General features: G+C 64.8%; 16 protein-coding genes. 5 read left to right on the top strand and 11 right to left on the bottom strand.

Translation table 11 applies throughout. From position 1 onward, the window contains the following. Window positions 1-152 precede the first annotated feature (152 nt). The 5 genes from Q8Q83_RS02625 to Q8Q83_RS02605 all read right to left on the bottom strand — a co-directional run bounded on the left by Q8Q83_RS02625 (window position 153) and on the right by Q8Q83_RS02605 (window position 4,735). The gene (locus tag Q8Q83_RS02625) at window positions 153-2,027 is read right to left on the bottom strand and encodes an MFS transporter (RefSeq protein WP_305620885.1); all 1,875 of its coding nucleotides are present in this window, start codon (window positions 2,025-2,027) and stop codon (window positions 153-155) included. 117 nt (window positions 2,028-2,144) lie between these two features. Beyond that, entirely contained in the window at window positions 2,145-2,474 is a 330-nt protein-coding gene (locus tag Q8Q83_RS02620) for an AzlD domain-containing protein (protein ID WP_305620884.1), read from the bottom strand. After that, complete coding sequence (locus tag Q8Q83_RS02615; RefSeq protein WP_305620882.1) at window positions 2,471-3,187, bottom strand: AzlC family ABC transporter permease; 717 nt, start codon at window positions 3,185-3,187, stop codon at window positions 2,471-2,473. Before Q8Q83_RS02615 ends, Q8Q83_RS02620 begins: the two co-directional genes overlap by 4 nt. A gap of 135 nt (window positions 3,188-3,322) precedes the next feature. Then, a complete protein-coding gene (locus tag Q8Q83_RS02610) occupies window positions 3,323-4,165 on the bottom strand; it encodes an AraC family ligand binding domain-containing protein (protein WP_371132350.1) in 843 nt (280 codons plus the stop codon). Beyond that, complete coding sequence (locus Q8Q83_RS02605; protein ID WP_305620880.1) at window positions 4,166-4,735, bottom strand: GNAT family N-acetyltransferase; 570 nt, start codon at window positions 4,733-4,735, stop codon at window positions 4,166-4,168. 212 nt (window positions 4,736-4,947) lie between these two features. Between Q8Q83_RS02605 and Q8Q83_RS02600 the strand changes: the two genes are divergently transcribed. Further along, window positions 4,948-8,424, top strand: coding sequence for a PAS domain-containing hybrid sensor histidine kinase/response regulator (locus Q8Q83_RS02600; RefSeq protein WP_305620879.1), 3,477 nt, complete (start codon window positions 4,948-4,950; stop codon window positions 8,422-8,424). 251 nt (window positions 8,425-8,675) lie between these two features. Then, a complete protein-coding gene (locus Q8Q83_RS02595) occupies window positions 8,676-9,932 on the top strand; it encodes an MgtC/SapB family protein (RefSeq protein ID WP_305620877.1) in 1,257 nt (418 codons plus the stop codon). On the opposite strand, the gene Q8Q83_RS02590 is transcribed toward Q8Q83_RS02595, so the two are convergent. Next, on the bottom strand, window positions 9,918-10,745 hold the full coding sequence (locus tag Q8Q83_RS02590; protein ID WP_305620875.1) for a MerR family transcriptional regulator: 828 nt from the start codon (window positions 10,743-10,745) through the stop codon (window positions 9,918-9,920). The two genes, Q8Q83_RS02595 and Q8Q83_RS02590, sit on opposite strands and share 15 nt — an antisense overlap. A gap of 257 nt (window positions 10,746-11,002) precedes the next feature. On the opposite strand from Q8Q83_RS02590, the gene Q8Q83_RS02585 reads away from it, so the two are divergent. Genes Q8Q83_RS02585 through Q8Q83_RS02575 form a run of 3 tightly spaced genes read left to right on the top strand, consistent with a single transcriptional unit; the run spans window position 11,003 to window position 14,555 of the window. After that, complete coding sequence (locus Q8Q83_RS02585; RefSeq protein WP_305620873.1) at window positions 11,003-11,878, top strand: M24 family metallopeptidase; 876 nt, start codon at window positions 11,003-11,005, stop codon at window positions 11,876-11,878. Continuing rightward, window positions 11,875-13,653: an SDR family oxidoreductase gene (locus Q8Q83_RS02580; protein WP_305620871.1), complete on the top strand. Its 1,779-nt coding sequence runs from the start codon at window positions 11,875-11,877 to the stop codon at window positions 13,651-13,653. The genes Q8Q83_RS02585 and Q8Q83_RS02580 overlap by 4 nt, the downstream gene beginning before the upstream one ends. Window positions 13,654-13,667: 14 nt before the next feature. Further along, entirely contained in the window at window positions 13,668-14,555 is an 888-nt protein-coding gene (locus tag Q8Q83_RS02575; protein ID WP_305620869.1) for a metal-dependent hydrolase, read from the top strand. A gap of 93 nt (window positions 14,556-14,648) precedes the next feature. Here Q8Q83_RS02575 and rmuC read toward each other — a convergent pair whose 3' ends face one another. From rmuC to Q8Q83_RS02550, 5 genes are all read right to left on the bottom strand, one after another. Beyond that, the gene (gene rmuC / locus Q8Q83_RS02570; protein ID WP_305620920.1) at window positions 14,649-16,004 is read right to left on the bottom strand and encodes a DNA recombination protein RmuC; all 1,356 of its coding nucleotides are present in this window, start codon (window positions 16,002-16,004) and stop codon (window positions 14,649-14,651) included. 189 nt (window positions 16,005-16,193) lie between these two features. Next, the gene (locus tag Q8Q83_RS02565) at window positions 16,194-16,598 is read right to left on the bottom strand and encodes a tetratricopeptide repeat protein (protein ID WP_305620867.1); all 405 of its coding nucleotides are present in this window, start codon (window positions 16,596-16,598) and stop codon (window positions 16,194-16,196) included. A 782-nt stretch (window positions 16,599-17,380) separates the two neighbouring features. Further along, window positions 17,381-18,133 carry an RES family NAD+ phosphorylase gene (locus Q8Q83_RS02560; RefSeq protein WP_305620865.1) on the bottom strand — a complete coding sequence of 251 codons (753 nt, stop codon included), beginning with the start codon at window positions 18,131-18,133 and terminating at the stop codon, window positions 17,381-17,383. 97 nt (window positions 18,134-18,230) lie between these two features. Next, window positions 18,231-18,599 (bottom strand): XRE family transcriptional regulator, encoded by a 369-nt coding sequence (locus Q8Q83_RS02555; RefSeq protein ID WP_305620863.1) that lies wholly within the window; start codon window positions 18,597-18,599, stop codon window positions 18,231-18,233. Window positions 18,600-18,804: 205 nt separating this feature from the next. Next, on the bottom strand, window positions 18,805-19,677 hold the full coding sequence (locus Q8Q83_RS02550; protein ID WP_305620861.1) for a DMT family transporter: 873 nt from the start codon (window positions 19,675-19,677) through the stop codon (window positions 18,805-18,807). Window positions 19,678-19,727 lie beyond the last annotated feature (50 nt).

Raw genomic sequence — 19,727 nt, 5'->3', positions numbered from 1 at the left:
ATAGCTGAACGTAAAAAAGGCCAGTCATACGACTGGCCTTTTTTATGCCTATCCCCCAGCGATGTATTGAACCGGATGGTGCGTAGGTTGGGCGACAAAGCCCAACTGCAATGGTTCGGGCGGTTTATGCCCGCCCTTCTTAGATCAGCGGCTTAACGCCAATCCCCCCGCAGCTGCGCCACCTGGGCTTGCAGCAGCTCGCGCTTGGCCACTTCGGCGGCGAGCGGTTGACCGGCCACCAGCTGAATCCGCGACCATAGGCGCTTGAACAACCCCTTGTGCGGATCGCGGCTGAAAAAGCTGCCCCACAGCCCCTGCAATGCCATGGGAATCACCGGTACCGGGTTTTCCGCGATGATGCGTTCGATCCCGCTCTTGAACTCGTTGAGTTCGCCATCGCTGGTCAACTTGCCTTCCGGGAAGAGGCACACCACCTCGCCACCCCGCAGGTACTCGGCGATCTTCTTGAAGGCGGCGTCGTAGATCAGCAGATCTTCATTGCGCCCGGCAATCGGCACGGTGCCGGCGGTGCGGAAGATAAAGTTGAGCACCGGCAGGTTGTAGATCTTGTAGTACATGACGAAACGCACCGGCCGGCGCACCGCGCCGCCGATCAGCAGCGCATCGACGAAGGACACGTGGTTGCACACCAGCACCGCCGCGCCCTCATCGGGAATGGCCTCCAGGCCCTTGTGCTCGACCCGGTACATCGAGTGACTGAGCAGCCAGATAAGAAAGCGCATGCTGAATTCGGGGACGATCTTGAAGATGTAGCTGTTGACCGCGATATTCATCAGCGAGATGACCAGAAACAGCTGCGGAATCGACAGCTTGGCCAGGCTCAGGAACAGGATCGAGGCCAGCGCCGAGATCACCATAAACAGCGCATTGAGGATGTTGTTGGCGGCGATCACCCGCGCCCTTTCGTGCTCCACGGTGCGCGACTGGATCAGGGCATACAGCGGCACTATGTAAAAGCCGCCGAACAGACCGATGCCCATAATCGAACCGAGAATCCACCAGGCCTGGCCATGGCTCAGCACCGCCAGCCAGTCATGCGCCACCGCCGCCTGGGGGAAGCCGCCGGAATGCCACCAGAGCAGGATGCCGAACAGGGTCAAACCCATGGAACCGAAGGGCACCAGGCCGACTTCCACCTTGTGCCCGCTCATGCGCTCGCACAGCATCGACCCCAGGCCTATGCCCAAGGAGAACACCGTGAGAATCAGCGTCACCACGCTTTCATCACCATACAGCCACTCCTTGGCATAGGCCGGAATCTGCGTCAGGTACACCGCGCCGAGAAACCAGAACCAGGAGTTGCCCACCAGGGAACGTGACACCGCCGGGCGCTGGCCCAGGCCCAGCTTCATGATCAGCCAGGACTGGCGCAGGATATTCCAGTCCAGCTTGAGCTCTGGCATGGCCGCTGCAGCCCGGGGAATGCCGCGGCTGGCCAGGTAGCCGAGCAGCGCCACCAGCACAATGGAGGAGGCGACCCAACTGGCGTAAGCACTGCTGGCCATCATCATCCCGGCGCCAATGGTGCCGGCGAGAATGGCCAGGAAGGTGCCCATTTCCACCAGGGCATTGCCGCCGACCAGCTCCTGCTCTTGCAGGTGCTGCGGCAGAATCGAGTACTTCACCGGGCCGAATAGCGAGGAATGCGTGCCCATGGCGAACAGCACCAGCAGCATCAGCGGCAGGTTGCCCAGCAATACCCCGGTCGCCCCCACCAGCATGATGATGATCTCGGCAAACTTGATCACGCGGATCAGCGAGTCCTTGGCGAACTTCTCGCCAAACTGCCCACCGAGGGCGGAAAACAGGAAGAACGGCAGGATAAACAGCATGGCGCAGAGATTGACCAGCAAGCCCTTGTCCGTGCCCAGGTTGAGTTTGAACAGGATGGCGAGAATCAGCGACTGCTTGAAGATGTTGTCGTTGAAGGCGCCGAGCAATTGGGTGAGGAAAAACGGCAGGAAGCGTTTTTTACCCAGCAGCGCGAATTGGGATTGTTGGGTCATCGTCCGTGTACCTGTGTGCTGTGGCCGAACTGGTCGTCCAGCATTTGACTGCAAGACGGCCACCCAAAGCCACAGCAAAGCTGGCCTTTTCGCGCATTTTCAGCAAAAACAGCGCCGTTACAGGGGCAACTGGCCCAGCCACCAACGAAGCACAAAGAACACCAGCAAGCCGCCGCCAATGGTCGCCAGCAAATGGCGGGTCAGCGCGGCTATGGCTATGGTCGCCAGCCCGGCCAGCAGATAGGCATTTTGCATAGTCAAGGCCCAGTGCTGGCCATCGGGGATCAACATGCCCGGCACTACTATGGCGGTCAGCACCGCCGTGGGCACGTAATGCAGGCCCTGGCGCACCAGCGGGGGGAAGCGCAGGTCGGGCAAGGCGAACAGGCTGTAGCGGATCAGGAAGGTGATCAGTGCCATGCCGAGAATCAGCAGCCAGGTATTCATCGCGCGCCCTCCTCGACCGCCACAGTGACTGTACGCCGCTCCAGCGCCACGCCAACGGCAATCCCGCTTAACGCCGCCGCCATCAACCCCAGCTTGTACGGCCAGGCATAACAGAGCAGCGCCACGGCCGCCGCCACCAGCGCCGCGGCGATTTGCGGCGAGCTGCGCAGCACCGGCACCACTATGCCGATAAAGGTCGCCAGCATGGCGAAATCCAGGCCCCAGCCGGCCAGGTTCGGCACGCTCTGGCCAAAGACTGCGCCCACCAGCGAACTGCAGACCCAGGACAGGTACAGCGCCAGGGCCACTCCGGCGTGATACCACTGGCCATGCTCGGCCATGCCGCGCGCCAGGTAGCGGCGCTGCACCACGGCGAAGGTCTCGTCGGTCAGGCCAAAGGCCAGGGGCACGCGCCAGCGTTGCGGCAGCCCGCCGACATAGGGTTGCAAGGCCGCGCTGTAGAGCACATGGCGCAGGTTGACGATAAAGGTGGTGAGCAGAATCACCGCCGCGCCGCTGCCCAGGGTCAGCAGGCTGATGGCGATAAATTGCGCCGAACCGGCATACACCAGCAGCGACATGCCCAGCGCCTGCCACAGGCTGAGTCCGGCCAGGCTGGCCAGCGCGCCATAGATAAGACCGAACGGCAGAATGCCGACTATCATCGGGATGCTGTCTCGGCAGCCATACAGAAAGTGATGCGAGCGGCTCATGCTTATTCCTCCAGGCCAACAGCCTGCCGCAGCGCCGCCTGTGAGTCTTGAACAATCTTGCGCATAGAAGCGTCAGCCCGTAGCCCGGATGCATCCGGGGGATCTATTCGCCTCCGCGGATTGCATCCGGGCGACTCAAAGGGATAAGCCCAGGCTGGCCTTGCGATACTGCCCCGGCGCAACCCCATAAGCCTGCTTGAACTGGCGGCTCAGATGGCTTTGGTCGGCAAAGCCCAGCTGCATGGCCACGCTTAGCGGCGCACAACCCTGTTTCAGCAAGCTCCGGGCCTGCTCCAGACGGCGCTGCATCAGCCAGGTGTGCGGCGGCAGGCCGGTGGCGCGGCGAAATACTCGGGCGAAATGAAAGGGCGACAAACCCACCGCCGCAGCCAAGTGTTCCAGCGAAGGCGGTGCGGCCAGCTGGCTGGCAAGCAACTCCTTGGCCAGCGCCACCGCCTGCGGTTCATGGCCAGGTGCGAGGCCTGCGGGCAGACGCCCATGGCGTTGGAATAACAACAGAATCGCCTCGCGCCAGGCGGTCTGCTGCTGCAAGGCGCTGGCCGGACTCTCCAGTAAACGATGCAAGTCGGCGAAAGTCTGGCCCAGCAGCGAGTCATGCAACACGCTGTCGGCAAAGCTTGGTAGGCCGCCCCGCCCCAGCTCCAACTCAGCCAGCACCTCGCAAACCTGCCCCACCTCCGGGTAGAAGGCACGGTACTGCCAGCCCTGCTCATGGGCCTTGGAGCAAGAGTGCAGTTCGTCCGGGTTGATCAATATCATGCTGCCGGCCGGCGCCAGATGCTCGCTGCCGCGATGCTGGAAACGATGGGCCCCCTGCTCGATTACTGCGAAGACGAAGCCTTCATGCACATGGGGCGAAAAGCGCTGCTCGATATAGTGGGCGTGCAGCAACTCCACACCGTCCAACTCGCGCGATTGCCAGAAGCGTGTCTGCTCGACGCCAGCCTGCCCCATCATTCAAACGCTGAAACGCGCCTCCAGCTGCTGCTTGATGGTCGGCCAGTCACGGTCGGTGATGCTGTAGAGCACGCTGTCATCCAAGCGCCCGTCGGCCAGGCGCCGGTGGTTGCGCAGCACACCTTCACGCACGGCACCGAGCTTCTCAATGGCACGCTGCGAACGCAGGTTGCTGGCGGCGGTTTTCAGCTGCACACGGACCATCTGCCAGTGCTCGAAGGCATGCTTGAGCATCAGGTATTTCACCATGCCGTTCAGGCCGGTGCCGTGCTGGCTGTGGTCCAGCCAGGTCCAGCCGATCTCGGCGGCCGGCAGAATGTTCATAAAATCGCCGAAGCGCGTGGTGCCGACCAGTTGCTCGCCCAGGCGAATGACGAAGGCCAAGGCCTTGCCTTCGCGCTGATCGAGCAGGCCCTGGCGATACCAATCCAGGCGCTGGGTGCCGTTCATATAGGTCAGTTCCTGGCGATTGGCTTCGGCCAGGCTGATCAGGGCAGGAATATCGGCATCGACCATGGGTTCGATGCGCAACGCGCCGCGTTGCAGGGTAATCAATTGCGGCTTGAACATAGGGTCCCTCCACGGACAGAGTCGCAGGCCCGTCACGCTAACAGGCTAAGCCCGTACGGACAATCACCAGAGTTTTAACCCAAGCACCCCAAGCCTGTGCGACCTTGGTCGCGCCTGACGACGCGGCGCTTTACTGCGACACTGTGCAGCATGGGCTCGGCCATCGCGGCCAAGACCCCGGAAGCACCCCATAGTTTGCTATTGGAGTAGGCATGAGTTTGTCCAGCGGGCTGATCGCCACGGTGGCGCTGATCTATATGGCCATTCTGTTCGCCATCGCCTTCTATGGCGACCGCCGCCGCACGCCCATGCCGCCGCGGGTGCGCGCCTGGGTGTATAGCCTGTCGCTGGCGGTGTACTGCACCAGCTGGACCTTCTTCGGCGCGGTCGGCCAGGCCGCCGAACAGCTCTGGTCGTTTCTGCCGATCTACCTGGGGCCGATCATTTTGCTGCTGTTCGCGCCCTGGGTGCTGCAGAAGATGGTGATGCTCAGCAAGCAGGAAAATATCACCTCGATCGCCGACTTTATCGCCGCGCGCTACGGCAAATCCCAGGCGCTGGCGGTGGTGGTGGCGTTGATCTGCCTGGTCGGCGTGCTGCCCTATATCGCCCTGCAGCTCAAGGGCATAGTGCTCGGGGTCAACCTGCTGATCGGCGAAGGCGCTGCCGCCAGCGGCACCAGCGCCCAGGACACCGCGCTGATAGTGTCTTTGATGCTGGCGCTGTTCACCATTCTGTTCGGCACGCGCAACCTGGATGCCACCGAACACCACCGCGGCATGGTGCTGGCGATCGCCTTCGAATCCCTGGTCAAGCTGCTGGCCTTCCTCGCCGTCGGCGCCTTCGTCACCTACGGCCTATTCAACGGCTTCGCCGATCTGCTCAGCCAGGCCAAGGCCAGCCCGGCCCTCGACAGCTTCTGGGCGCAGACGGTGAACTGGCCGGCGCTGATGATGCAGACCGGCCTGGCGATGATCGCCATCGTCTGCCTGCCGCGGCAGTTCCACGTCACAGTGGTGGAAAATATCGAGCCGAAGGATCTCAACCTGGCGCGCTGGGTATTTCCCGTCTACCTGGTGCTGGCCGCCTTGTTCGTGGTGCCCATCGCCCTGGCCGGGCAGCTGCTGCTGCCGGCCGGGGTCACTCCGGACTCCTTCGTGATCAGCCTGCCGCTGGCCCAGGCGCACCCGGCGCTGGCGCTTCTGGCCTTTATCGGCGGCGCCTCGGCCGCCACCGGCATGGTGATTGTCGCCTCGGTGGCGCTGTCGACCATGATCTCCAACGACATGCTGCTGCCCTGGCTGCTGCGCCGGCAGAACACCGAGCGGCCGTTCGAAGCCTTCCGCTACTGGATGCTCACGGCGCGGCGGGTCAGCATAGTGCTGATCCTGCTGCTGGCCTATGTGTGCTACCGCCTGCTCGGCTCCAATGCGAGCCTGGCGACCATCGGCCAGGTCTCCTTCGCCGCCATCGGCCAGCTGGCGCCGGCCATGTTCGGCGCTCTGGTATGGAAGCAGGCCAACCGCCAGGGGGTGTTCGCCGGGTTGGCGTTCGGTGCGCTGATCTGGTTCTACAGCCTGGTGCTGCCGCTGCTGGCCCGTGGCCTGGGCTGGCCGCTGGAGATCTTCCCCGGGCTGCCCAGCCTGCTGTACGGGCCCATTGGCTTTCAGGTGGATGCCCTGACCCGCGGCATGGTGCTGTCGCTGGCCGGCAACTTCCTGCTGTTTGCCTGGGTCTCGTATTTCTCCCGCACCCGGGTCGCCGAACACTGGCAGGCCGGGCGCTTTATCGGCCATGACTTCGGCGCCAAGCCCAGCAGTCGCAGCCTGCTGGCGGTGCGGGTGGACGACCTGCTGACGCTGGCCAGCCGCTTCGTCGGCGAGGACCGCGCGCAGCAGAGCTTTATGCGCTTCGCCCAGCGCCAGGGCAAAGGTTTCGATCCCAGCCAGAGCGCCACCAGCGAATGGATCGCCCATACCGAACGCCTGCTGGCCGGCGTATTGGGGGCATCCAGCACCCGCGCCGTAGTCAAGGCGGCCATCGAAGGCCGCGAGATGCAGGTCGAGGACGTGGTGCGCATAGTCGACGAAGCCAGCGAGGTGCTGCAGTTCAACCGCGCCCTGCTGCAGGGGGCGATCGAGAACATCACCCAGGGCATCAGCGTGGTCGACCAGTCGCTGCATCTGGTGGCCTGGAACCAGCGCTATATCGAACTGTTCGACTACCCGGAAGGCCAGGTCTATGTCGGCCGGCCGGTGGCCGAGCTGATCCGCTTCAACGCCCAGCGCGGCCTGCTCGGCGGCGGCGCTATCGAGGAACATGTGAACAAGCGCCTGTACTGGATGCGCCAGGGCACCGCGCACACCTCCGAGCGCCTGTTCCCCAATGGCCGGGTCATCGAGCTGATCGGCAACCCCATGCCCGGCGGCGGCTTCGTCATGAGCTTCACCGACATCACCGAATTCCGCGAGGCCGAACGGGCGCTCAAGGCCGCCAACGAAGGCCTGGAACAGCGGGTCGCCGAGCGCACCTTCGAGCTGTCCCAGCTCAATCAGGCGCTGAGCGAAGCCAAGGGCGTGGCCGAGGCCGCCAACCAGTCGAAGACCCGCTTCCTCACCGCCGTCAGCCATGACCTGATGCAACCGCTGAACGCCGCCCGGCTGTTCTCCGCCGCCCTCTCGCACCAGGACGAGGCCCTGCCCTTCGATGCCCGCGAACTGGTGCACCATCTGGACAGCTCGCTGCGTTCGGCGGAAGACCTGATCGGCGATCTGCTGGACATCTCGCGCCTGGAAAACCGCCGCATCACCCCGGAGCGCACGGCCTTCGTGCTGAATACGCTGTTCGACACCCTGGGCGCCGAGTTCAAGGTGCTGGCCGCCGAACAGGGCGTGGATTTCCGCCTGCGCGGCAGTCGCCTGCGGGTGGACAGCGACAGCAAGCTGCTGCGCCGGGTGCTGCAGAATTTCCTCACCAACGCCTTCCGCTACGCCAAGGGTCGCGTGCTGCTGGGCGTGCGCCGCGTAGGCGGCCAACTGCGCCTGGAGGTCTGGGACCGTGGCCCGGGCATCCCCGAGGACAAGCAAAAGGAAATTTTCGAGGAGTTCAAGCGCCTGGACAGCCACCAGACCCGCGCCGAGAAGGGCCTGGGCCTGGGCCTGGCGATCGCCGACGGCCTGTGTCGGGTGCTGGAACACCCGCTTGCGGTGCGCTCCTGGCCGGGCCAGGGCAGCGTGTTTAGCGTCACGGTGCCTTTGGCGTTGCACGCAGAGATCACAGCCCCGCTGCCGCAACCCGAGCATAACGGCCAGGCCCTGGCCGGCACCCGGGTGCTGTGCGTCGACAACGAAGACAGCATCCTCACCGGCATGCACAGCCTGCTGTCGCGCTGGGGTTGCCAGGTGTGGACCGCGCGCAACCGCCTGGAATGCGAGCACCTGCTGAGCGAGAACCTGCGCCCGCAGCTGGCGCTGGTGGATTACCACCTCGACGAAGGCGACACCGGCACCGAGCTGATGGCCTGGCTGCGCACCCGCCTGGGCGAGCCGCTGCCCGGCGTGGTGATCAGCGCCGACGGCCGCCCCGAGCTGATCGCCCAGGTGCACGCCGCCGGCCTCGACTACCTGGCCAAACCGGTCAAGCCGGCGGCTTTGCGCGCGTTGCTCAATCGCCATCTAAGCCTGCGCTAAGCCTTGGCCTGATTCATCCCGTAGGGCGGGTGCAACCCGCCACTGTTTTGGCATTGGCGGGTTGCACCCGCCCTACAGCCTTGTAGCCCAGTGTTGGGCTTCGCTGCGCTCAGCACCAACCTACGCCGCATCCGATGGGTAGGGTGGAAAACGCCGTAGGCTTTTCCAGCAGACGCCATCACTGATCTCGCGCAATACCCGAGCCAAGCCAATGGCTAGACTGCCAGCATCTGTCACCTCAAGGCCGTGCCATGCCCGAAGCCCTGGATACCCTGCTGAATTTCGCCAGCGCCCTGGCGGCCGGCCTGCTAATCGGCGCCGAACGCGGCTGGCAGGGCCGCAATAGCGAAGACAACCAGCTGGTTGCCGGTATCCGCACCTTTGCCCTGAGCAGCCTGCTCGGCGCCTTCGCCATGCTGCTCGGCGAACATTTCGATGTGGCGGCCTGGGCGGTGGTCTTCGCCGGCTTTGCCGCCCTGGTGGTGGCCTCCTACTTCGGCGGCCTACTGCAACTCGGCGACAAAGGCCTGACCAGCGAGGTGGCGCTGCTGATTTCCTTTATTCTCGGCAGCCTGGCCATGGCCGGCTATGCCGGGCTGGCCGCCGCCGGCGCGGTGGCGGTGGCCCTGCTGCTGAGCCTCAAGCAATCCCTGCATGGCGCCCTGCAACGGCTCAGCGAAGCCGAGCTGTCCGGCGCGCTGAAGCTGCTGTTTATCTCCCTGGTGCTGCTGCCGGCCTTGCCCAATCAGGGTTACGGCCCCTGGCTGGTGTTCAACCCCTATGCCATCTGGTGGATGGTGGTGCTGATCGCCGCCATCGGCTTCGCCGCCTATGTGGCGATGCGCCTGGTCGGCACCCGCCATGGCCTGCTGATCACCGCCCTGCTCGGCGGCATAGTCTCCTCCACCGCCATGACGGTGACCCTCGCCCGCCTGGGCCAAGGGCGCCATCTGCAGGCGCTGCTGGCGTGCGGTCTGCTGGCCACCTCGGCGCTGATGTTTCCCCGGGTGCTGCTGGAGGTTGGCCTGGTCAATCGCAACCTGCTGATGCCACTGTTCTGGCCACTGGGCGGAGCCACGCTGATCTACGCCGCGGGCGCGCTGCTGTATTACCGCCGCGCCGGCAGCGAGAGCGCAGAGACGGCCGAACCACCGCTGCAGAACCCCTTCGAACTGGCGCCGGCGCTGCGCTTCGCCGCGCTTCTGGTGCTGATCCTGCTGCTGGTCGAAGGCGCCCGGCATTGGCTCGGCGCCATGGGCGTGTACCTGGTGGCGCTGCTCTCCGGGCTGGCCGATGTCGACGCCATCACCCTGTCCCTGGCGCGCAGCGCCCATACGGACCTGAGCGCCCAGGTGGCGGTGCACGGCATCTTCCTCGCCGCCCTGAGCAACAGCCTGGCGAAGGCTGTGCTGATCGCCCTGATCGGCGGCCGGCAGCTGGCGCTGCTGACCTTGCCGGTAATGGCGGGCGGTCTACTGGCGGGTGCCGCTGTGCTACTGCTGGCTTGAGCCGGATGGACGCAGAAAGCCTTGCAGCAACTGGTGCACCCGCTCGCTCAGCTCGCGGTTGGCGGCTTCCGGCAGGCCGCGGGCCAGCTCGGCGGTCACCACCTGTTCCACCAGCGGGCGCAACTGCAAGAGCTGCGTGCTCAGGCGCTCCAGGTCGTCGGCATGGGGCAGCGAGCTGTGCAGCAGCGGATTGACCAGCTGCCGGGCTATCATCTGCACTATGCCGGTGGACACCTGCTGCACATGGCCGCGAATCGCCGCCAGTTCATCCAGCAGCGCCGGCAGGGGAATCCCCGCGCGGTACAGCTCGACCCCGGCGGCGAACAGCTTGGGACTGGGGATGCGCAGGTGGTCGCCGGCGAACTCCAGCAGGCCCAGGGCCTGGGCTCGCTCTATCACCCGATCGTCCAGCTGCTCGCCGAAGAGCGCCTGCAACTCGGCGAACTCCAGGCGTGCCGCCTGCTCCGGCTGCTCCGGGCCCTGGATGGCCTGCTCCAGGCCCAGCACCTGGGCCAGGTCGCGGCCCTGGGCCCAGGCTTCGAACAGCTCGCGAATGCTGGCGATGCTGTAACCGCGTTCGAGCAGCTGACCGATCAGCTGCAGCCGCGCCAGGTGCTCGCCGCTGTAGATGCCCACCCGCCCACGCCGCTGCGGGGGCGGCAGCAGGCCCTGGTCCTGGTAGGCGCGCACATTGCGCACCGTGGTCTGCGCGGCCTGGGCCAGCTCATCGACCCGGTATTCGGCGGCAGCGGCGCTCGCCACCGGGGCGGCGGCGCCCAATAAACGCTGGAGAAAAGCAGAGGCTGTAGGCATGGCGGCGATCATAGCCGCCCCTGCGCACCGGCAACAACCGCCCCAACCAAGGGCTGGACTTTGCTTGGTGCACCGCCCAGCAAACGCCTTTATTAGCGCACAAGCCCCGATATAGAGCGGCTATATCACTCTCAGTAACAGCGTAACAACGAGCCGAGGCCGCGCCCCGAATAGCTAGGCAGCAACGCCCAGGCACACAACAATGACCATTACATCAACCGATGTAACAGTCAGCCGTGACAGCCTGGAGAATTTCAATGCCTGCCAGCCCCACCCCACTCAGCGACCATGACCTCGAACAGTTTCGCGCCGTGCAGCGCCTGGCCTACCAGTGCGCCCAATGCATAGCCGGCGAACTCAAGCCCGGCATCAGCGAGAAGCAAGCCGCCACGCTGATGAAGACCTGGCTGCAGGATCACGGCGTGCACGACTGGTTCCATCAGCCCTTCGCCTGGTTCGGCCCGCGCACCGCGTTCGAGGGCTTCGATGGCCTGCGTCACCTGGGCGGCTTCAACCTGGCCTTCTATCCGGGCAAGACGGTGCTGGAAGAAGGCATGCCCTATATCCTCGACTGCGCGCCGACCCTGGGCGCCTACACCGCGGATATTGGCTACAGCGGCGCCTTGGGCGAGAACCTGCTGGTCGAACGCCTGCTGGACGACCTGATGGCGCACCGGGAGCTGATAGTCGAGCTGGTCAAACAGCGCCGCCCCCTGGCCAAGGTCAGCCAGGCGGTGGATCGCCTGTGCGCCGAACAAGGCACGCTGCCGCGGCACAAGGCCTATCCCTTCGAGGTGCTGGCGCACCGGGTGGAGAAACTCGGCGAACGCGACAGCGGCCTGTCCATCGCCCGCTTCGGCCTGCGCAATATCCTTACCCTGACCCGCAACGCCCTGCTCACCGGCCGCCGCGACGGCTGGTCGCCGCTGTGGTCGAGCAATAGCCGTTCCGACCACGCGCCCACGCCGGGCCTCTGGGCGGTGGAGCCGCACCTGGGTTGGCGCGGCGTGGGCGCCAAGTTCGAAGAGCTGCTGGTGGTCACAGCAGACGACGCCTACTGGCTGGACGACGACCTGCCCCATGTACGGCGCTGGCAGCAACGCGGCCTGTGCGCCCCGCAGGTGGCGGCATGAACGCGCCGCTGCTGCTGGAGAGCGATGCCCTGCAGGCGCAGCAACTGCGGGTGCAGGGCGATGGCGTGGAGCTGGCGGTGTACCGCTGGGGCAATAACAGCGGGCCGACCCTGCTGCTGGTGCACGGCTACCCGGACAGCCATGAGATCTGGCTGCCACTGGTACGCGAGCTCGCCGCCGACTACCAGATCATCGCCTACGACGTGCGCGGCGCAGGCAGCTCCGATATCCCTCGTAAGCGCCTGGACTATCAGCTGGAAAAACTGGCCAATGACCTGGAAGCGGTGATCAAGGCCACCAGCCCCGAACAGCCGGTGCACCTGGTGGCCCACGACTGGGGCTCGATCCAGGCCTGGGAAGCGGTGACCGAGCCACGCATCCAGCCGCTGCTGGCCTCCTACACCAGCATCTCCGGGCCCTGCCTGGACCATGTCGGCCACTGGATGCGCGACCGCCTCAAGCAGAAGCGCCCGCGCGCCTGGGCCCAGGTCGGCGGGCAGCTGCTGAGCTCCTGGTATATCGGCCTGTTCCATACCCCGCTGCTGCCGGAGCTTGGCTGGAGGTTGGGGCTGGACCAGGCCTGGCCGCAGTTTCTGCGCCGGGTCGAGGGCTTGCGCCATATGCCGCCCAGCAGCAGCCAGCGCTCCGACGGTGTGCACGGGGTCAAGCTGTACCGCGCCAACTTTATCCGCAGCCTGTTCAAGCCGCGCAAGCGCCATACCCAGGTGCCGGTGCAGCTGATAGTGCCGAGCCGCGACCGCTTCGTGCGTCCGCAACTGTTCGAGCAGCTGGCGCTGTGGGCGCCCAGGCTGTGGCGGCGCGAAATCAATGCCGGGCACTGGCAGCTGCTGGCCGAACCGCAGCAGCTAGCCGCCTGGCTGCGCGAGTTCACTCAGCACCTGAGTGGCGGCGAAGCCAGCCGCGCCTTGCAGCAGGCCCAGGTCAAGGCCGATGCCCGCGCCTATAGCGGCAAACTGGTGCTGGTCACTGGCGCCGGCTCCGGCATCGGTCGAGCCACCTTGCTGGAGTTCGCCGAGCAAGGGGCCACAGTGCTGGCCGCCGACATCAACCTGGCCGCCGCCGAACGCAGCGCCGAACTGGCCCGGGCGCTGGGCAGCCAAGCCTTCACCTATCAGCTGGACGTCGGCGACAGCAGCGCCATGGCCGCCTTTGCCGACTGGGTGGCAGATGAGCTGGGTTGCCCGGATATAGTGGTCAACAACGCCGGCATCGGCATGGCCGGCAGCATGCTCGACACCAGCAACGCGGACTGGGAACGCCTGCTGCGCATCAACCTGTGGAGCGTGATCGACGGCAGCCGCCTGTTCGCCCAGCAGATGATCAAGGCCGGCAAGCGCGGCCATATAGTCAACACCGCCTCGGCGGCGGCCTTCGTGCCCTCACGCAACTACCCGGCCTACGCCACCAGCAAGGCCGCGGTGCTGATGCTCAGCGAATGCCTGCGCGCGGAAATGGCCAGCCACGGCATTGGCGTCACCGCCCTCTGCCCGGGCCTGGTCAACACCGGGATCATCCAGGCCACCCGCTTTAACGGCCTGAGCAGCGAGGCCGAAGCCAAGCAACAGGCCAAGACCCAGCGCCTGTACAGCCGGCGCAACCTTAGCGCCGAGACCGTGGCGCAACAGCTGATCCGCGGCGTGCAGCGCAACCAGGCGGTGGTGGCTGTCGGCGCCGAGGCCCACCTGAGCATCGCCCAATGGCGCTTCGCCCCCTGGCTGTCGCGGCTGCTGGCACGCCTGAATCTGGCCGGTTGATAAGGAGAATGCAAATGAGCGAACAACAGCCTCTGCAACAACGCAAAGTGCGCTTCGACTTCGCCGATACCCCACTGCACTGGGTGCCGAACGAGCCGGAAGCCTCGCATATCATGAACAGCCTGCACCTGATTCTGCCGGCCGAGGAGTTCTGGTTCTGCCGGGTCTACAACAAGGCCCTGCCCCTGGTCACAGACCCACAGTTGCGCGAGGACGTGCAGGGTTTCGTCAAGCAGGAGGCGCAGCACGCCCGCGCCCACGACAGCGCGCTGACGCCCTATCTGCTGCGCCACGGCATAGACCCGACGCCCTTTACCCAGAGGATTCACTGGCTGTTCGACAAGCTGCTGTGCGACTACCCCCTGGGCGACAACGCCATCAGCCGCGCCCTGCAGCCCTGGTGGCTGCGCCAACGGGTCGGGCTGATCGCCGCGATGGAGCACTTCACCTGCGTACTGGGGGACTGGATCATCACCACCCGCAGCCTGGATCACGCCGACCCGGTGATGCTCGACCTGCTGCGCTGGCACGGCGCCGAGGAAGTCGAGCACCGCAGCGTGGCCCACGACCTGCACATGCATATAGGCGGCAGCCTGCCGATGCGCTGGGTCTTTATGCTGATCGCCACCGCGGCGCTGATCTTCCTGTTCAGCAGCTCGGTGAAAAGCATGATGCGCCAGGACCCGGCCACCCGTTACCGGCCGGGCTTTCTCAAGCTCTGGTATCACCTGGGCCAGCGCGGGCTGCTGCCGCGGATGGGCGATATCGGCCGCTCGGTGCTGCGCTACTTCAACCCCAGTTACCACCCACGCACGGAAGGCGATATCCGCGTGGCTATGGACTACCTGGCCCACTCGCCGGCGGCGCAACGAGCAGCCCAGGAGAAAGCCGCAACCGCGTAGGTTGGCGCGTAGGTTGGCGCTGAGCCTGCGAAGCCCAACACCGGGCGTGTCCTCTTGCATGGACGCGTTGGGCTTCGCCTTGCTCAGCCCAACCTACTCTTCATCCAGCGCCATCACCCCGGCCGCCCGTTCGAGCAGATCGGCGGGCAGGCTCTTGCTGGCGCGGGCGCCGAGCAGCTTGAGGTTTTCCACCCGGCTGACGATATTGCCGCGGCCGTCGCACAGCTTGTTGCGCGCCCCGGCATAGGCCTTGTCCAGCTGCTGCAGGCGCGCGCCCATTTCATCCAGGTCCTGGATAAAGGCGACGAACTTGTCGTACAAGGCGCCGGCGCGCTCGGCTATCTCCCGGGCGTTCTGGCCCTGCCGCTCCTGGCGCCACAGGCTGTCGATCACCCGCAGGGTGGCCAGCAGCGTGGTCGGGCTGACGATGACTATATGTTGCTCATAGGCCTCCTGAAACAGACCGGGATCGGCCTGCAAGGCGGCGGCGAAGGCCGCTTCGATCGGCACGAAGAGCAGGACGAAGTCCAGGCTGTGCAGGCCTTCCAGGCGTTGGTAATCCTTTAGCGACAAGCCCTTGAGGTGGTTGCGCAGCGACAGCACGTGCTGCTTCAGCGCCAGCTGGCGGCTCGCCTCGTCTTCGGCGGCAATAAACTGCTGGTAGGCGGTCAGGCTGACCTTGGCGTCCACCACCACTTGCTTGTCCCCCGGCAGCTGGATCAGCACGTCCGGCTGGAAGCGCTCGCCGTCGGCGCTCTTCAGGCTGACCTGGGTCTGGTACTCGCGGCCCTTTTCCAGGCCGGCATGCTCCAGCACTCGTTCCAGCACCAGCTCGCCCCAGTTGCCCTGGGTCTTCTGCCCCTTGAGGGCGCGGGTCAGGTTGGTCGCCTCGTCGCCCAGGCGCTGATTGAGCTGCTGCAAGCGCTCCAGCTCCTTGCCCAGGGAGAAGCGCTCGCGGGCTTCCTGCTGGTAGCTTTCCTCCACGCGCTTCTCGAAGGACTGGATGCGCTCCTTGAGCGGGTCGAGCAACTGGCCGAGCTGCTGCTGGCTGGTCTCAGTGAAACGCTGCTCGCGCTCATCGAAGATCTTCCCGGCCAGTTCGGCGAACTGCGCCCGCAATTCATCGCGCGAGCCTTGCAGATCGCTCAGGCGTTGCTGATGACTGTCCTGCTGTTCCTTGAGTTCGGCGCTGAGTGCGGCGCGCTGAGCATCCAGGCGGCGGATCTCGCCTTCCTGTTGCTCACGCTGGCCATGCCAGGCCTGGGCGGCTTCGCGGGCGATCTGCCGTTCCTGTTGCAGCAACTCGGTTTCGCGGCGCAGCGCGGCCAGTTCGGCCTGCTGATCGGCCTTGATCTCGCCGATCTCGGCGAGTTCTGCGCGGCAATCATCCAGTTGCGCGGTCAGCCCGGCCTGGGCCAGTTGCGCATTGCTCAGGCGCTCCTGCAGCAGGCTGAAGTCCAGCTGCTGGTCGGCCAGGCGGCGCTGCAGCGACCAGGCTAGATATAGAAGAGGAAGTGCTGCGACGGCGAAACCGAGCAGCGCAGGTGCCAACGCGGTGGACAGATCGATGGGCATAAGCGGCTCCGCAAAACAATGCCGGGAGTATACCCAGCTCGCTACGGAGCGGTCAGGGACGGATCAGAGCTGTTTGAGCAGCTGCTCGGCTTCTAGCGAGCCCTGCCCAGCGGCCAGCTCCAGCCAATGCCGGGCCTGTTGCGGTTCGTTGCTACGCGGCTGGCTGTAGAGCTGGCCCAGTTCCAGCTGGGCGCGCAGATCGCCGGCGCGAGCGGCCTGGCGCAGCAGCTCGAAGCCCATGCGCCTATCCCGCGGGTTGCCGCAGTCGCGGCAGAGCAATTGCCCCAGCCGGCTCTGCGCCTGCACCACACCCCGCAGCGCCGGCTGCTTGAGCAGACCACCGGCAAAACGCTTGACGCTGGGGGCATGCCCCAGGCGTGGGCTGTCGAGCAACCAGAGGGCGACCCGCATCGGCACGCGAGCGGCGGCGGGGACTGGAGCGGCGATACGTGGGAGTGCGCGAGGCATAGGAAGCAGCGGTAGCTGGGAAGGCGCGCCACTCTACTCCTTTTTTCACCGAGGTAAAGATTGGCAAGAGCCGCCCTGGCAAGTGGCGTGGGGGTGAAAAACCGCGTTTTAGCGCCGCTCTTGCCACCACTCAACAAGCGCCTGAACAGGCACTGACAAGGCCCCTTGAGGCCGCTAGCGACTGGCCTAACGCCATGTAAAAAACGCCGAGGCGCGGACTAGAGCGAGTGCTTGAGATAATCCACAGAAGCTGTGGATAACTTCGTGGATAACATGAGCGCAAGCCCCTTGAGCGCCTGCGCCACGGGGCCTCGCCTCAAACTGGCGATTTTTTCACCAGCTTAAAAAAACCATATTTTTCATTGACTTAAAAAATCATCAGGAAGAATCAAGGGTTTACGTCAATCACAAAATGTAGATTGACAAGACGCATCGCAAATGTGCACAAGTCTGCCCGGCGGGTGGCGCGACCGCCCTTTTTCGGGGCAAAAACAGCCGCAAAACCCTGAGCCCCGCGGCCTGCCTGGCAGGCCATTGGAAAATGTAGCGAGCGAAGGCTAGGCAAGGCGAAGTCAGCCGAAGAAGCGCACGACTGCAAGGATGCAGGAGGTAGAGCGAAGCATGACGCCCGAGCCGAGTGTACGAGTTGTACATGAGCATGACTCGTTGCACTCGCCCTTCGGGTCGCGCTAATGCGCTAGCCGCAAGCGGCTTGCAGAGGCTTCATTTTGTTGCAACGCCGCATAGCGCGCGAAGCCCGCAGTAATTTTCCACAGGCCTGCCTAGGCGGGTAGCGGCAAGCGCCCATCGCGCAGGAACAACTCCTGACGAAACAGCCGCGGCGTATCCGGCACCTGGGCATTCTTGAAGGCGACATAGTCGGCGGTGGTTTCGCACAACCAGCTCAGCAGATTGCGTGGGCGCTTTTCCGCCAGAGCCTGGGGCACGAACAGCGCGACGTTGTTGCCGCCCAGCGGACAACGCGCGGAACGGTACTCGAAGGCCTCGACCCCGGCCACGCGCATGGCCGCGCCCAAGGCCTGGGTGGCCTGGTAGGCGCTGGCATGACTGAGTTCAGCCTGGTACTCCGCGAAAGGCGCGTGCTGCAACTGGATGCCGCGCTCGACCTGATAACGCGCCTCGAAGGTGCAGTGCTCGGACAGGATGCGCCCGCTGGGTGGCGGACTGGCCATGCCCTGCCACAGCAGAAAACGGTAATAGGCCGCCTCGGCCATGGCCGTATCGATACGCAGAGCGCCATAGAACAGGCTGGGTTCGTAGACGCTGCCGAAACGCGAGCCCCAGTGCAGCGGCGGGTAGCGGAATGGGGTTTTCAACAGGTAATGCAGCGGCTCGGCACTGGCCGGCAATGGCGGTTTGCTGCCTTCCAGCAACTCCTCCAGCAGCGCCTGTTCGGCCAGGCTATCGACCAGTTGCATGGTGGCGATTTGCGCCTGGCTTTCCACCAGGCGGACCAGGCGCCCCCGTAGCGCCTTGATCTGTTCCGGGCCCTTGCAGCGTTGCCAGATATCCATGGCGACTGTGTTCCTTATTAATATTTTTTACTCAGCGCCAGCAGCAGGCCGCGGCAGAATCCAACGCGCAAAGCCGCAGTGATTGTTCAGTGTCCGATCAGCCTTTGCCGCGAATGGCATCGAGGTATTGCACCACCCGCACCAAACCCTGCACCTGCATCATCAACAGCAGCGGCACGGCCTGCAGATGATGGTTCGGCGTGCGCAAAAAGTGCTGCATATCCGGCAAATTGCCGCCAAACAGGGCGAACAACGCGCGGTAGGCGCGAATCAGCAACAGGGCCAACTCACCGGTCTTGCTTTGCACGCGCAAGCCACTGTCGGCCCAGCGCGAGATCGCCGTACGGTGCACGCCCACTATGTCGGCCAGCTCCTGCTGAGTCAGGCCGAGCTGCTCGCGGGTATTGAGCAGCGCCTTGGCCAGCACCGTATCGGCATCGGCAATCGGTCTAATCAATGCGCTCATCACCGCCTCCACTGTCTGTTTGCATCAAAACTAGCACTTAATGATGCAAATGCACAGCACAAGGTAGCCCAGGATTGGCGGGGGCTGTCGCTCTCGCTGGCCGCTATCGACCTGCCCCAGCCAAGCCTGCACTAAAAGACACAGATTCGCCGGGAGCGAATCTGGACGGCTTAACCGGCCCGAAGGGTGAAGACCATAAATGGCCCTACCTGCTCTGCCGCTGCATATAGGCGATACCCAGCCCGGCGAGCATGACCAAGGCCATGCCGATAAGCGCTCTGGTGTCCGGCACCTGGCCGAAGATCAACCAACCGAGCAAACCGGCAAACAGCAACTGACCATAGCTAAAGGGTGCCAGTAGCGCCGGCGAGGCATGGCGGAACGCCTGGATCAGCAGTTGATGGCCGCACATGCCGATCACCCCCAGGCTCAGCAGGCCAAACAGATGCTGCCAGTGCGGGGTTTGCCAGAAGAACGGGATCAACAGGCTGACCAGCAGCAGGTTGATGGCGCCGGCGAGAAAGTTGCTGGTGGCGGCGCTGTCATGGGGCGCGCTCAGACGGGTGAGTACCTGGTACAGGGCAAAGCACAGCGCCGCGCCCAGCGGCCATAGAATGTCCGGGGTAAACAGCGCGCCACCGGGGCGCACTATCACCAGCACGCCGATAAAGCCCAACCCTACCGCCAGCCATTGCGCCAGGCTGACGGCCTCGCGCAGCAAGGTGGCCGAGAGCAGCGTAACCAGCAGCGGCGCCAGGAAGATCACCGCGGTGGCCTCAGCCAAGGGCACATAGCGCAGGCCGGTGACGAACAACAGGCTCACCCCCAGCAGCGCCAGGGCCCGGGCCAACTGCAACCAGGGCCGTTGGCTGTGCAGGATGCTCAAGCCATGTTTCGGCAGCAGCACAGCGCCCATCAGCACCGTGTGCGACAGGTAGCGGAACCAGGTGAGCAGCAAGATCGGATACAAGCCTGCCAGGTACTTGGCCACGGCGTCGTGACTGGCAAAGCAGGCGACCGACAGCAACGTCAGCACAATACCGCGTAGCGTTGGGTTGGTCACAAGAACGATCGGCATAAGCGCTATCCAAGGCAAGCAAGGCCCGCACGCACTGGGCGAAGGCGTCC

This window comes from Pseudomonas sp. (assembly GCF_030696055.1).
GTDB lineage: Bacteria > Pseudomonadota > Gammaproteobacteria > Pseudomonadales > Pseudomonadaceae > Aquipseudomonas.
This window is presented reverse-complemented; position numbering and strand designations above follow the sequence as displayed.

Coding starts and splice junctions, on each gene's coding strand:
- Q8Q83_RS02615 (WP_305620882.1), bottom strand. CDS start 3,187: ATGAGCCGCTCGCATCACTTTCTGTATGGCTGCCGAGACAGCATCCCG.
- Q8Q83_RS02595 (WP_305620877.1), top strand. CDS start 8,676: ATGCCCGAAGCCCTGGATACCCTGCTGAATTTCGCCAGCGCCCTGGCG.
- Q8Q83_RS02565 (WP_305620867.1), bottom strand. CDS start 16,598: ATGCCTCGCGCACTCCCACGTATCGCCGCTCCAGTCCCCGCCGCCGCT.
- Q8Q83_RS02575 (WP_305620869.1), top strand. CDS start 13,668: ATGAGCGAACAACAGCCTCTGCAACAACGCAAAGTGCGCTTCGACTTC.
- Q8Q83_RS02580 (WP_305620871.1), top strand. CDS start 11,875: ATGAACGCGCCGCTGCTGCTGGAGAGCGATGCCCTGCAGGCGCAGCAA.
- Q8Q83_RS02585 (WP_305620873.1), top strand. CDS start 11,003: ATGCCTGCCAGCCCCACCCCACTCAGCGACCATGACCTCGAACAGTTT.
- Q8Q83_RS02555 (WP_305620863.1), bottom strand. CDS start 18,599: ATGAGCGCATTGATTAGACCGATTGCCGATGCCGATACGGTGCTGGCC.
- Q8Q83_RS02590 (WP_305620875.1), bottom strand. CDS start 10,745: ATGCCTACAGCCTCTGCTTTTCTCCAGCGTTTATTGGGCGCCGCCGCC.
- Q8Q83_RS02625 (WP_305620885.1), bottom strand. CDS start 2,027: ATGACCCAACAATCCCAATTCGCGCTGCTGGGTAAAAAACGCTTCCTG.
- Q8Q83_RS02600 (WP_305620879.1), top strand. CDS start 4,948: ATGAGTTTGTCCAGCGGGCTGATCGCCACGGTGGCGCTGATCTATATG.
- Q8Q83_RS02620 (WP_305620884.1), bottom strand. CDS start 2,474: ATGAATACCTGGCTGCTGATTCTCGGCATGGCACTGATCACCTTCCTG.
- Q8Q83_RS02550 (WP_305620861.1), bottom strand. CDS start 19,677: ATGCCGATCGTTCTTGTGACCAACCCAACGCTACGCGGTATTGTGCTG.
- Q8Q83_RS02610 (WP_371132350.1), bottom strand. CDS start 4,165: ATGATGGGGCAGGCTGGCGTCGAGCAGACACGCTTCTGGCAATCGCGC.
- Q8Q83_RS02560 (WP_305620865.1), bottom strand. CDS start 18,133: ATGGATATCTGGCAACGCTGCAAGGGCCCGGAACAGATCAAGGCGCTA.
- Q8Q83_RS02605 (WP_305620880.1), bottom strand. CDS start 4,735: ATGTTCAAGCCGCAATTGATTACCCTGCAACGCGGCGCGTTGCGCATC.